Annotated in this window: 6 protein-coding genes; 4 read left to right on the forward strand and 2 right to left on the reverse strand. The window is 71.0% G+C overall.

Going from position 1 to position 13,267, the window contains the following annotated elements; all coding sequences use genetic code 11:
- Nucleotides 1–160: 160 nt before the first annotated feature.
- Nucleotides 161–1,873, reverse strand: coding sequence for a phospholipase D-like domain-containing protein (locus tag AC07OX_RS08255; RefSeq protein ID WP_495260674.1), 1,713 nt, complete (start codon nucleotides 1,871–1,873; stop codon nucleotides 161–163).
- Between the two features lie 208 nt (nucleotides 1,874–2,081).
- On the opposite strand from AC07OX_RS08255, the gene AC07OX_RS08260 reads away from it, so the two are divergent.
- The 4 genes from AC07OX_RS08260 to AC07OX_RS08275 all read left to right on the forward strand — a co-directional run bounded on the left by AC07OX_RS08260 (nucleotide 2,082) and on the right by AC07OX_RS08275 (nucleotide 11,040).
- Nucleotides 2,082–2,765 (forward strand): response regulator, encoded by a 684-nt coding sequence (locus tag AC07OX_RS08260; RefSeq protein WP_159277998.1) that lies wholly within the window; start codon nucleotides 2,082–2,084, stop codon nucleotides 2,763–2,765.
- A gap of 2 nt (nucleotides 2,766–2,767) precedes the next feature.
- Complete coding sequence (locus tag AC07OX_RS08265) at nucleotides 2,768–4,528, forward strand: hybrid sensor histidine kinase/response regulator (RefSeq protein WP_495260673.1); 1,761 nt, start codon at nucleotides 2,768–2,770, stop codon at nucleotides 4,526–4,528.
- Nucleotides 4,529–4,558: 30 nt separating this feature from the next.
- On the forward strand, nucleotides 4,559–10,186 hold the full coding sequence (locus AC07OX_RS08270; protein ID WP_495260672.1) for an alkaline phosphatase D family protein: 5,628 nt from the start codon (nucleotides 4,559–4,561) through the stop codon (nucleotides 10,184–10,186).
- A gap of 458 nt (nucleotides 10,187–10,644) precedes the next feature.
- Nucleotides 10,645–11,040 (forward strand): hypothetical protein, encoded by a 396-nt coding sequence (locus AC07OX_RS08275; RefSeq protein WP_062479336.1) that lies wholly within the window; start codon nucleotides 10,645–10,647, stop codon nucleotides 11,038–11,040.
- A 27-nt stretch (nucleotides 11,041–11,067) separates the two neighbouring features.
- Here AC07OX_RS08275 and AC07OX_RS08280 read toward each other — a convergent pair whose 3' ends face one another.
- Nucleotides 11,068–13,215, reverse strand: coding sequence for a tripartite tricarboxylate transporter substrate-binding protein (locus AC07OX_RS08280; protein WP_495260671.1), 2,148 nt, complete (start codon nucleotides 13,213–13,215; stop codon nucleotides 11,068–11,070).
- Between the last annotated feature and the right edge of the window lie 52 nt (nucleotides 13,216–13,267).

The raw sequence follows: 13,267 nt of genomic DNA on the forward strand, positions 1-13,267 counted from the left end.
TCCTTGCGACACGAGTGAGCAAACAGTCCGCGGCAGTCTCGTGCCGAACCGCACGTGAACGATGGAATGGTAGTCCTGGGCCACGCGTGCAGTGATCTATTTCTTGCACGAAAGCGCCGCTCTTTCGAAGAGCGTCATGTGGCAGTTTGCGTAAGCCGGGTTACAGAAAATCTTCGTCCACCACCAGCGACAGCACGGACCAGCGCAGTCGTTGGGCCCAGTTCGATTCGGGCTCCCGGTGAAGCACCCAGCGACGTCCGTCGCGCAGGAAGCTCCATTGCAAGCCGCCTCGCAGAGGTACCTCGCTCACGGTGAAGCTCGCGGGCATGCGCACGCGCTGGATCAGGTCGGCCAGCTCGCCGGCCAGCGCGGGGCTGTCGACGATCAGGCCCAGTTCGGTGTTGCAGTGCGCAGAGCGCCGGTCCATGTTCATCGACCCCACGTAGAACCAGCGCCGGTCGACCACCGCGAGCTTGGCGTGCAGGCGCCCGAGCGAGCCGCGGCCGCTTTCGGTGTCGCTCCAGGCGGGATGCGCTTCGCTGGCCGGCATCAGCTCATACAGGATGGCGCCCATCTGCAAGAGGGCGCTGCGGTAGCGCGCGTAGCCATAGTGCACCAGCGGTTCGTCGGTGGTGGCGAGCGAATTGGTCATCACCGACACGCGCGCGCCCTCGCGGCTCGCATGGCTCAGCGCCTCGATCATCCGGGGCATGGGCACGAAGTAGGGCGAGACGACGAGCACCTCCGAGCGCGCGGTCCGGAACAGGTCGAGGTTCGCGGCCATGACCGCGCCCTCGCGGCCTTGCGGCTCAGCGATCTCGTCGACGTTGCCGCCGGCATCATCAGCGAAGCGGCCTTGCACCGCCGCGTCCGCAACCACGCGCACCTGCGCAGGCACCAGCGCGACGCGTCCCTGCACCAGCTGCGCGCCGACCGGGCCGCGTCCCAGCGCATCGGGTTCGTCGGCAGGAGGCATGAAGCGCGCGAGGTCGCGCACCAGCGCGGCGAAGCGTTCGCGCGCAGGGGCTGGTGCCGGGGCGCTGTCGGCCGCGATGGCCTCGAAGGGGTACGACAGCGGTCCGTTCCAGAAAGCATCGAAGCTCGCCGACAGCGCGTGCACCGCCGGCCCGGCCAGCAGCGCGTCCATGTCGATGAAGTTCGCCGGCTTGCTGCGCCCGAAGTACTCGTCGGCGATGTTGCGTCCGCCGGTGATGGCGAAGCTGTTGTCGGCAATGAAGAGCTTGTTGTGCATGCGCCGGTTCACGCGGCCGATCTCGTGCAGCGACAGCAGCACGCGCGTGCGCAGGCCGCCGCTGCGCACCGGCAGCGGGTTGAAGACGCGCACCTCGACGTTGGCGTGCGCGGCCAGCCCGGCCAGCATCTCGTCGTCTCCGCCCGCGTACAGGTCGTCGACCAGCAGGCGCACGCGCACGCCGCGCTGCGCCGCGTCGCGCAGCTCGCGCAGGAACTGCCGCCCCGCGCTGTCTGGGGCCACCACGTAGTACTGCGCGTCGAGGGTGTGTTGTGCGGCCTGCGCGAGTGCGATGCGTGCGTCGAAGGCCTGGTCGCCGCCCGGCAGCAGGCGCACGCCGGATGCATCGGGCATCGCGGACATCGCGCTGTCCGCAGCCGGCAGCGACGCGGCGGCGATGCGCGCCAGGGGGCTGTCCCCGAGGTCGGTGCGCGCGTGCGACGCGACACGGGGTACCTCGTTGGGCAATGCAGCGCAGCCCGCGAGCAGCGAGGCGGCGAGCATGGCCGCGGCGCAGAGCCAGCGGGCGAGCGCCGCATGCTGCAGCGCCAGGATGTACAAGCGGCACGCAAGGGGCTCCCATGCGGCATGCAGCGCGGCAAGAGATTGAGGGGTGTTCATGGCGGACCTCGGTGCATCGGATGCGAAGTGGCGATCGATGCAGGCAGTTTTCCGCGCGGCGCCCGCCGCAACCATTGCGCGCAGCGCCTAGTCCCCGGCGTGGCCATCCGACTAAGCCTTTGGTGTAGGTGCGCACGCTCGCTTCTTGGGGGGCTTTGCGCTAATCTGCATTCAGGACGGGGAGGGTCACCGTAGACGAGAGGCCTGTATGAAGGTTCTGCTGGTCGATGACCACGAGATCGTCTGGAACGGCACGCGCCTCCTGCTGGAGCGCATGGCCGCCGAGATCGAACCCGGCCGTCCCTTCCATTTCGACGCCGTGCGCGACGCCGAACAGGCCTGCCAGCGCGACCCCGTCGGCATCGACCTGCTGCTGCTCGACTACCACCTGCCCCAGCTGTCCGGGTTGGCGGCGCTCAAGGCCGTGAAGGCGCATTTCGAGGCCACGCCCGTGTGCATGCAGTCGGCGGAAAGCTCGCCGCAGCGCGTGCGCGAGGTCATCGAGGCCGGCGCGGCCGGCTTCATTCCCAAGTCGTACCGGCTCGAGGACATGGAGGCCGCCCTGCGCGTGGTGCTGCGCCACAAGATCTACCTGCCGGCCGAGTTCGTGCTGGCCGACGACGTGACCCGCGCGCGCGACCCCGACGAACTGCCGCGCGAAGACCTCGCGGGCTTCCTGCGCGTCGAGCTGTCGCCGCGCCAGCGCGAGGTGCTGGCGCTGGCGATGCGGGGCATGCCGGTCAAGCTGATCGCGCGCCAGCTGCTGATTGCCGAGGGCACCGTGAAGGTGCACCTGTCGATGGTCTACCGGGCGCTGGGCGCGCGCAACCGCACCGATGCCATGTGCCGCGTCTTCGACGCGCAGGCGGCATGGGCGCTCGAGGCGGCGTGAGCATGCCGGCCGCACTGGACGAATTGGACGAACGGCGCCTGCAGGTGGTCGCCGAGCAGGCCGTGGGCTTGCGCTGGCAGATCCTGCTCACCGCCGTCGTTGTCGCGGCCATCGTCTGGCGCGATGTGCCGACGCCCTGGGTGCTCGGCTGGTTCGCGGCGGTGATCGCCAGCCGCGAGTGGCGCGCCGCCGCGCTCGCGCGCATGGCCGCCGACCGCGCCCGCCCCATCGCCGCGCGGCTGCGCGCCACCGTGCACTGGAACGTGCTGATCGGCGCCTGCAACGGCTCCGCGGCGCTGTTCATGGCCCGGCTCGACCCGACGCTGGACGCGGTCCTCACGATGATCCTGGTGTCCTGGGGCGCGGGCGCCGTGTCCACCAGCGCGACCGTGATGCCCGCCTTCCTGGCCTACGCAGGGCTGCTCTTCGTGCCCACGGCCGCCATGTGGCTGGTGGCCGGCGGCTGGCTCGGCGGGGGCGTGGCCGCGCTGGTGCTGATGTTCTTCGGCGTGCAGACGCGCTTTGCCCGGCGCAACCTGCAGACCTTCGAGGAGTCGTTCGGCATCCGCGCCGAGAACCAGGCGCTGGCCACCTCGCTGGAGTTCGAGCGCGCGCAGCTGGCCATCGCGCGCGACCAGGCGGTGCGCGCCAACAACGACAAGAGCCGCTTCCTGGCCGGCGCCAGCCACGACCTGCGCCAGCCGCTGCAGGCGATGGCGCTCAACGTGGGGGCGTTGCGCCACGTGGCGATGGCGCCCGATGCGCGCGCGATCGTCGAGGTGGTCGACAGCAGCCTGGAGCAGCTGCGCGCCATGCTCGATGCGTTGCTCGACGTCTCGAAACTCGACGCCGGCGTGGTGGTGGCCCAGCCGCAGCGCGTGCAGATCGACCGGCTGCTGACCGCCGTGATGGCCAGCTTCGGCGCCGCGGCGGCGGCGCGCCGGGTCGCGCTGCACACCGACTGCCCGCCCGGCCTGGCGGTGCGCACCGACCCCGACCTGCTGCGCCGCATGCTGGCCAACCTCGTGGACAACGCGATCAAGTTCTCGCCCGCGGGCGGGCAGGTCGAGGTGCGGGTCTGCACGCAGGACGCATCGGACGCCGATGTCGAGCTGACCGTGCAGGACAGCGGCCCCGGCATCGCACCCGAGAACCACCGGCTCGTGTTCGAGGACCTGGTGCAACTCCAGGCAACGGGCTCCGGCACCGCGCCTGCCGCAGGGCATGGCCTGGGCCTCGGCATCGTGCGGCGGATGTCCGAGCTGCTGGGCGTGCCGGTCGAGCTCGAGTCCCGCCTCGGCGCGGGCGCGTGCTTTCGCCTGCGGCTGCCGCGCGCCGCGCCCGTCGGCGCCGACGGCTGCGAGGGTGACGGCGCCGACGCGCCGTGGAGCCTGGCCGGGCGCTGCGTGCTGGTGCTGGAGGACGATCCGATGGTGCGCGGCGCCTACCTCAACGCGCTGGGCGCGATGGGCTGCCGCGTGCTGTCCGCCGCCACGCTCGACGAGGCGCTGGCGCAGGTCGAGGAGCCCGACGCGGTGGTGCTCGACTGCCGGCTCGGCGGCGGCGTCTCGGGCTTCGATGCCGCCGGGCGCCTGCGCGCGCAGCGCGGCGCACAGCCTGCGCTGCCCATCGTCATGGTCACGGCCGACACCGACCCGGCGGTGGTCGAGGCGGCGCGGCGTCAGGCGCTGCCGCTGCTGCGCAAACCTGTCGACGACCAGACGCTCGGCCGCGCGCTGGCCGCAGCCATCGAGCATTCCTGAATCCGCGATCCATTCCGCGAGGAGCCGAACATGAACGACGGTGGCCGCGACGATGACGATGCCCCCGGCGACCGCCTGCTCTCGCAGGGCGCCGAGGTGCTGGTGCGCGAGATCGCCGCGGCGCCGCCCGACGCGCTGCACTGCGATGTGCTGGTCATCGGCAGCGGCTACGGCGGCGCGGTGGCGGCGGCACGGCTGGCGGGCGCGCTGTCGCTGGACACGGCGCCCGGCATCGCACCGGGCGCCGTGCCGATCAAGGTCTACGTGCTGGAGCGCGGCAGCGAATACCTGCCGGGCGAATTCCCGGCCACCTTCGCCGAGCTGCCGGGGCAAGTGCGCTTCAGCATGCAGGACGGCAAGCCTGCGCGCGGCAATGCCTCGGGGCTGTTCGATCTGCGCCTGGGCGGCGAGGTGAACGCGCTGCTCGGCAACGGGCTGGGCGGCGGGTCGCTCATCAATGCGGCGGTGATGGAGCGCGCCACGCCCGATGCCTTCGAGGGCGGCGCCTGGCCCGCGGGCCTCAACCTTGCCGCGCTCGCGCAGGGCTACGGCAAGGCCGAGGCCATGCTGGGCCTGGAGCAGATCCCCGAGAGCGTGTCGAAGCTCGACTCCTTGCTGAAGGCCGGCGCGCGGCTGCATGCGGCGGGCGGCAAGGCCCATGTCGCCATCGCCTTCAACGACGGCACGCGCACGCCGGCCCAGGTGGCGATGCACCGCTGCCTGCGCTGCGGCGACTGCGTGAGCGGCTGCAACCACCGCGCCAAGAAATCGCTGGACACCAACTACCTGGCGCTGGCCCATGCACGGGGCGCACGCCTGTTCACCGGCGGCACCGCGCACCGCATCGCGGCCCTGCCGGGAGGCGGCGGCTATGCCGTCGAATTCTTCTTCACCGACCGGCGCAAGGCACGCACCGACAACGCCCGGCCCTACGTGGTGCGTGCGCGGCGGGTGGTGGTGGCCGCCGGCACGCTGGGCTCCACCGAGCTGCTGCTGCGCTCCAGGGGCCCGGGCCTGCCCATATCGCAGGCCGTGGGCCGCGGCTTCTCGGTCAACGGCGACATGATCGCGGTGGCGGCCGCGCAGAACGACGAAGCGCTGTCCAGCGCGCCCGAAGGCGAGGCGCCGGCACAGCGCGGCATCGGGCCGACCATCACCGGGCTGCTGCGCACCTGCGCGACGCAGGGCGAGCGCCCGCTGGTGATCGAGGAGTTCGCCATTCCCGCGCCGCTGCGCCGCCTGCTGGCCGAAGTGGTGACCACTACCGACGCCCTGCAGGCGCTCGCGCACATGGACCTCGACCTTCATGCGCCCGACGAGGGGCGCGATCCGCTGGCCGTGGACGACGACATGCTGCGCCGCACGCCGGTCTACGGAATGATGGGCGACGACGGGGCGGCCGGCCAGATCGGCTTCGTCGGTCATGGCGGCGACGGCGCCGTGCTGGCCGACGCGCAGGTGCGCGTGGCATGGCCGAAGGTGGCCGCGCTGCCCGTGTTCGAGGCGCAGATGCGCGCACTGCATGCGGCCCACGATGGCGCGGGCGGACTCGGCGGGCGCGTGCTGGCCAACCCGCTGTGGAAACCGATACCGCCGTTCGGCAGCCTCGCCGACCTGGTCGGCCAGCTGGAGGACGTGGGCTCGGTGCTGACCGTGCACCCGCTGGGCGGTTGCCGCATGGCCGACCGGTGCGAGGGCGGCGTGGTCGACAGCTGGGGCCGCGTCTACGACGGCGCTGCGGGTGCTTCAGCTGCGCCGTCGCTGCTGCCGGGCCTGGCGGTGCTCGATGGCTCGATCGTGCCGGTGTCGCTCGGCATCAACCCCTCGCTCACCATCGCCGCGCTGGCCGAGCGCGCGGTGCCCGTGCTGGCCGAGGACTGGGGCCTGGCGCTGGCCGGTTCGCCGCAGCCGCCGCCGTCGCAGCGCCCGTTGCGCCGCGACCTGACCCGTCCCCGCGCGCCCGCGCCCACGCGCGCCTCGCTGCGCGAGCGCATGACGGGCCGTGTGCACATCGACGGCCAGGCCTTTGCGCTGAGCGCCGAAGTGGAATTCGAGCCGTTCGACGTGCCGTCCCTGCGCGCGACGCCGCGCGTGCTGTCCCAGCCGGTGGTGGTCCTGCGCTTCGGCAAGGGCGACCACGCGCCCGTCGCGCATTGCACCGGCACCGCATCGATGCTGGTGCGCGAGAAGAGCGACAGCATCGCGCGCATCCTGCGCAGCCACGGGTTGGTACGCAAGAAGCTGCTGGCACTGGTGCAAAGCCTGCTGGACGCGCGCGCCGCATCGGCCGGCGGCGCAATCGATGAGGACGATGCCGTCTTCGAGGGCCCCGCCATGGCCGACCTGCTGGCGCTGTGCTCGCACCTGGGGCAGGTGCGCCTCATCGAGTACGACTGGACGGTGGCGCGCATCGCGCACGGCGCGCCGCTGAAGGAGGGCGACCGGCTGCGGCTCACCAAGCGCATCGCGTTCGTCGAAGGCGGCAACCCGTGGCGGCAGCTGAGCGAGGGCGAGCTGCAGCTGCTCGGCCCCGATGCACCGAAGCCGCTGGGCCGGCTGGTGCTGGACCCTTCGTACTTCGTCGAGACGTTGCAACCCCTGCTGCGCATCGAGCACCAGCAGGACATGCCCAACCAGCTGGCGGACCTGGCCGAACTGGCGCTGTGGGTGCTGCGCATCGTGCTGCAGGTTCATCTGCTGAACTTCGTGCCGCCGCCCGACTCGCCGCAGCGCGACTGGGAGCGCCTGCCCGGAGAGGTGTACGGCGTGCGGCCCGAGCCGGTCGAGCTCGTCACCGCGGCCGGCCCCGGCAGCGCGCCGCCGCGGCTGCTGTCGCGCTACCACCCGCCGGTGCGCCGCGCGGGCACGCGGCCCGTGATGCTGATCCACGGCTACGGCGCGAGCGGCTCCACCTTCGCGCACAGGAGCATTCCCGGCAACCTGGTGCACAGCCTGCTCGCGGCCGGGCGCGAGGTCTGGGTGCTCGACCTGCGCACCAGCATCGGCTTCCCGAACCGGCCGCGGCGCTATTGGTCGTTCGACGAGGTGGCCGAGACCGACATTCCGGACGCCTTGCGCACCGTGCAGGCGGCGCATGCAACGCCCGACGAAGCGGCGCCCATCCAGGTCGACGTGGTGGCGCATTGCATCGGCGCCGCCATGTTCAGCGTGGCGGTGCTGCGCCTGCCGGGCTTGCATGCGTCCATCGGCGCGGTGGTGCTGTCGCAGGTGGGGCCGCTGCTGCGTGCCACGGCCTTCAACCGCTTCCGGGGCTATGTGGCGGGCTACCTGCAGCAGTTCATCGGCATCGACGAGTTCGACACGCGACCCACGCTCACGCGCATGAAGCGCCTGCTCGTCGACGGCCTGCTGGCGACCTTTCCCTACCCCGACGACGACGGGGAGGCGCAGCGCTTGCGCGAGGCGCCGGGCTTCGCGGCCGTGCGGCACCGGGCCGACGCCATCTTCGGCCAGACCATGCGGCTGCACAACATCGGCAAGGACACGCTCGATGCGCTCGATTCGATCTACGGCTTCGTGAAGGTGCGCGGCCTCGCCCAGGTCGGCAACTACGCCCGCGAAGAGGTGCTGACCGATGCCGGCGGGCAGGGGCACGCGGTCGGCTTCGAGCAGGTCGGCCAGCGCTTCGGCTTTCCGGTGTTCATGCTGCACGGGCAGCGCAACGCGGTGTTCGACTGGCGCGGCTCGTACGACAGCTTCTGGCTGCTCAAGCGCGTGTTCGGCAAGGACGAAGGCCTGCCGCGGGAGCCCCCGGAATTGCCGGACCCATCGGACGCTTCGAAGCCTTCCGGGGGCGACCTGTTCCTCGGCGAAGGTACCCCGCACCAGCTGCTGGTGCTCGGTGACTACGGCCACCAGGACACGCTGATCGGCGAGAAAGCCTGCACCGACGTGTTCCCGCACATCGTGCGCTTCCTCGAGGCCTTCGACCACAAGCCCGGCCGCGGCAACCCAGTGCCGCCCGACTGGCGGGCCAGCCTGCCGTGGACCGGCCCGTGGCTCGGCCTTGCGAGCCGGTCGGCGGACAACGCGGGCCGGCTGCATTGCCGGCTGGCGCTGCGTCCGCCGCCCGCGCATGTGTCGGCGCGCGCCGTGGTCTTCGTGCCCGCGTGGCGCCGCGACGGGCGCTGGTGCTTCGACTTCGCATGGATGGTGGGCCTGGAGACCACGCGCGACAAGCTCCTGCAGGAGGCGGTGGAAATCGACCTCTTCGACGACCGGCTCGCCGACTACCAGGGCTTCGCGGTGCTGACAGCGCACGACGACCTGCCCATGGCGCGCGGCCCCCTCGAGGTGCTGGGCCGGAGGCTGTCGGCCGGGCTGTTCGCGCAGCCGCAGGACGAACCGATCGAGCCCATCCGCAACCAGGTGATGAAGACGCTGGATGCCGCCACCGACGCGCAGCGCGAGCGCGCCGTGGTGCGCCTCGACCCCGCATGGACCGGCGCCGTGCAGCGCGAGGGCGAGCCCGCACAGGCCTCGCTGTGCTTCGTGCTCGCCAGTTGCCAGTACGTGCCGGGCCTGGTCGACCGGGTGCCCGCGCAGGCGTCGTACCGGCGGCTCGCGCAGCGGCTCGAGGTGCTCGCGCCGTCGCACAAGCCGCAGCTGCTGGTGCTGGCCGGCGACCAGGTGTATGTCGACCAGACCGCAGGGCTCTTCGTTCCGGCCGGCGGCGACGACGTCGGCCAGGCCTATGCGCTCACCTTCAGGCTGGAGGCGCTGCGCCAGGTGATGGCCTCGCTGCCGACCTGTCCGCTGCTCGACGACCACGAGGTGATGGACGACTGGGAGCCGGGCCCCGACCCCTGTGGAACGCCGGCCGTGCGCGCCGCGCTCGACGGCTACGTCGCGCAGCAGCACAAGCTGGTGCGGGGCATCGGCCCGCAGCGCGACCCGCGTCCCTTCGACTACCGCATCGCGCCGGCCGGTTTTCCGTTCTACATGCTCGACACGCGCAGCACGCGACAGCGGCGGGCGCTGCGCACCGACGCGCAAGCCACGCCGCTGGACCAGGCGGCGATCCGTGCCGGGGCCGGCATGGGCGACCTGAAGAAGTGGCTCGAGGCTGCGCCCGCCGAACTGCCCAAGTTCATCGTGTCGCCGGTGGCGCTGTTCCCGATGCCGCGCGCGGCGGTCTTCGGCGACCCGGCGCAACGCCTGGGGATGGACGACTGGAGCGGCTACCCGGCCTCGCAGCGCGCGCTGCTCGAACTGCTGCGCGACACCACCGCGCGCCACGTGGTGGTGCTGTCGGGTGACCGCCACATGTCGAGCGTGTCGAGCCTCTGGCTGCAGGCGGCGGGTGGGCCGGTGGAGGTGATCTCGGTCGTGTCCTCGGGCCTGTATGCGCCCTGGACCTTCGTCAATGCGCGGCCCGACGCGTTCTGGCTCGACGGCCAGGTCGAACTCGGCGCCGTGCCGGGTGCCTTCGGCGCCACCATGGTCACGGCGGCCGTGGGCACCGGCAACGGCTTCGCCGTGCTGCAGGTGGAGCGCGGCGCCACCGGGCATTGGCGGATCGGCGTCACCCTCGACCTGGACGACGGGCTCACGCAGTGCCTTCGCGAGCTCGATCCGGCCGGCGGTGGCTGGACGGTGCAGGGGCCGGCGCGCTTCGCACGCAAGCAGCGCCTGTGATCCGCGACAGCAGGCAGAAGAAACGGGCCCGCGAAATCGACAGGCCGTTTACAGGCACCGTACGCACGACACAGTGCCATACAAGCCATTGCACAGTTGCCTTCACAGTGCTCTTCCGCCGTCGCCGGCGCCGTTGCCACGGAGTTTGCGTAGGCCACCCACAACGCCCTTCGGCCACCTTGCCGAGGGGCCATCGGAGCACAAGCCGTGTCGTCGCAGAAAAAGAACGCCGCCTTCCTCGTCTCGACCTCGGGCCAGCGCCTCCTGGCGCGGCTGTGGCGTGCAGGAAGAAGCAGGCCTCGTTCGCGTACGCCGGCTGGATCTGGCGCGCAGAAAAGTAGCGCTTTTTAGTTAATGCCATGTAACGCCATCGGGCGTTACCGACAGGCCAACCAGGCGCTTGGACGCACGCGCTCGGCTGAACGCATGCCGACTGCGCGACGTCAGAGGGGCATGTCATGTTCACCCGTTACGCCATCCGCGCGCTGCTGTGCATCGCCGTCGTGCCGGCCATCTCCGAGGAGCCCGCACCCATCCATGGCCGCGTGTTCCTGAGCAAAGCCGAGGTCGAGAGCACCTTGATCGGCAAACCCATCGTCTCGAGCAATCTGTCGACCGGCATGGTCTCGCGCTGGCAGTTCTATACGGATGGCCGCGTCGACTTCGTCAACCAGAGCGGACCGGGCAAGGCGTCGGGCAAATGGGTTCTCAACGCCGACGGCTCGATGTGCGTGACGATGATTTCTCGAACCGGGTGCCGCTATTGGTTCAGGAACGAAAAAGACGGTGCCATTGCGAATGCCAGGACCAGGGAGCCGAATGCGCCGACCGTGGCCGAGATACGGTTCGAGTGATGGCGCGGGACAGCGCCCTCAACGCCCTCAACGCGCCGGTGATGAAAGCGCACGCATCCAGCGTTCGCGCTCTTCGCCTTCCAGCGCCAGCAGGCTTTCTGGCGAACCGCCGCCACCGACGACGCGAAGGTCTTGCAGCTGCTTGCGCACCTCGGGCTTGGCAAGCACCTGGGCCACGGCTTCCTGCAGGGTGCGATTGGGTTCGGCCTCCGAATTCGCGGGCGCCCAGAGGCTGAAGTGATCGTAGGTCGTGTAGCCGGCCAAGGGCGCGCTCGAGCCCAGCGTCGGCCACGGCACGCCCTCGAAGCTTTGCGGGTGCGCCGGGTCGGCGGTAGTGCCCAGCACACGCAACTGGCCGCGCCGCACGGCGACCGCCACGCCGTTCACGGGCGCGAACAGCAGGTCCACCGCATGCGCCTTGGTAATGACGTCCGAGTCGGGGTACATGCCCTTGAAGACCACGCGCTGCACGTCGACGCCGCTCGCTGCTCGGAACTGGCCGAAGGCGAGGTGGCCCGTCCAGCCGTCGTCGCCCGTGCCGATGCGCAGGCTGCCCGGGTGGGCCCGTGCGTAGGCCAGCAGGTCGTCCGTGCTGCGGATGCCCAGCGTGTCGGCCTTCGTGCTGTCGATGGCCAGCACCAGAGGCTCCGATGCCAGCAGCGTGACGGGGCGAAGGGAATGCATCAGCGCATCGATCGGCGCGGCCTGGTGCACGCCCTCAATGCCTCCGCGCGGCAGCCGCAGTGCCGCGAGCAGGACCTTCTCGTTGCCGCCCTCCGTCATCAGCCGGCGATAGTCGGCCTCGGTGGCTTTCGGCACGTGATCGACCTGCACGCTGCGTCCCAGCAGGGTGGGCAAGTGGCTGGCCAGCATCTCGGCATAGTGGCCGCTGCGGCCACCGGGCGGAACCAGCATGGTGACGTGCAGCGCGGGTTGCGGCACGGCGGCAAGCCATTGCCCTGCATCGTTCATCAGGCCATAGCGTAATTCCCACGCACCGCCCGTGGACGCGTTGCGCACCAGGGCGTCGACCACCCAATGACGGCCCACGCGGTGGAACTGCCGGATGATCGGCCGTTCGTCCTGCCACCCGGGCGGCCGCCAGTCCTCTGGGAACGCACCCGAGACGACGGCGTAGCCATGACGGAACCGGCGCGCCGATTCGAACTGCGGCGCGATCGCCCATTGGCCCCGCGCGTTCTGGTAGCCCCATCGGCCGGTGGCCGCGTCCTTGACCGGCCGCAGCGCGGCGCCGGCATTGCTGCTGCCATGCAGTCGTTGCCAGCGGCACACCTGCGGCGTGCCGGCGTTGCGCTGCAGATCCAGCCCGGCGGCGGTGCACAGCTGGATGCGCCGCTGGGCTGTGGCGTCGGGCCGCTCGCCGAAGATGAACGGAATGACCATTCGTCCTCGCGCGTCGATCAGGCCCGAGCCGGTGGAGCCGGGCGTCACCATCTGCCGCTTGTAGTCCATCCACCGTGCAGTGGTGATGTCCCGCGGCGGGGCGGGGGGGCGCCACTGTCCCCGTGCATCGCGCAGGCCGGGCTGTGCGAACACCGTATCCACCTGCAGTTCGGAAGGCACGGGCCTGGATCCGTCGGGCATCAGGTAGGAGAGGGCCGCGGGGGAGTCGGCGGAGATCGTGTCCTTGCCATCGCAACTCACGGGCGGAACGGCCCACTGGCCTTGCGCATCGATGCGCCCGTTGGCCGTGGTGGTGCGCAGCCCGCCGCCGGGCTTTCGCTCCACCAGCCACACCCGGTGCAGCGGCTGCAGTGCGGGATTGAGGGAGATGTATTCCTGCCGCACGACCTGCCAGCGTCCGTCGCAGAAGCTGCGCGCCGCCGGCGACAGGAAAAGCACGCGCCCGTCGAGGCCGTCGAACAACGCGGGGGCGCGCTCGCTGTGCTTGCCCGGATTCAGGCTCAGCCAACGCGCCCGTTCGATCAGGTTGGGGGCGATGCCGATGGTGAAGGTGAAGATGTCTTCCCACGGTGGCGCCTGTGCATCCACTGGCTGCAGTTGCCAGGTCGGCTGCATCGGCAACGCGCGTTCCGGGTTGGCGTACAGCGCCTGGTAGGTCGGTGGCGCTGCGCGGGCCGGACCGAGGGCGATGCCGAGCCACAGCAGGGCGGCAAAGAGACGCAGCCGCTTCATCGGGCGAGCAAGAAACAAGGGTTCAGCCTCGGGTCGTGGCCGTAGATGGATGCCATTCCATCGCAGGCAT

This window comes from Variovorax sp. GW821-FHT09D07, assembly GCF_059416345.1.

What these genes read in the sequence shown, in the direction of transcription:
- AC07OX_RS08265 (WP_495260673.1), top strand. Translation starts at nt 2,768, where the DNA reads ATGCCGGCCGCACTGGACGAATTGGACGAACGGCGCCTGCAGGTGGTC.
- AC07OX_RS08260 (WP_159277998.1), top strand. Translation starts at nt 2,082, where the DNA reads ATGAAGGTTCTGCTGGTCGATGACCACGAGATCGTCTGGAACGGCACG.
- AC07OX_RS08270 (WP_495260672.1), top strand. Translation starts at nt 4,559, where the DNA reads ATGAACGACGGTGGCCGCGACGATGACGATGCCCCCGGCGACCGCCTG.
- AC07OX_RS08255 (WP_495260674.1), bottom strand. Translation starts at nt 1,873, where the DNA reads ATGAACACCCCTCAATCTCTTGCCGCGCTGCATGCCGCATGGGAGCCC.
- AC07OX_RS08275 (WP_062479336.1), top strand. Translation starts at nt 10,645, where the DNA reads ATGTTCACCCGTTACGCCATCCGCGCGCTGCTGTGCATCGCCGTCGTG.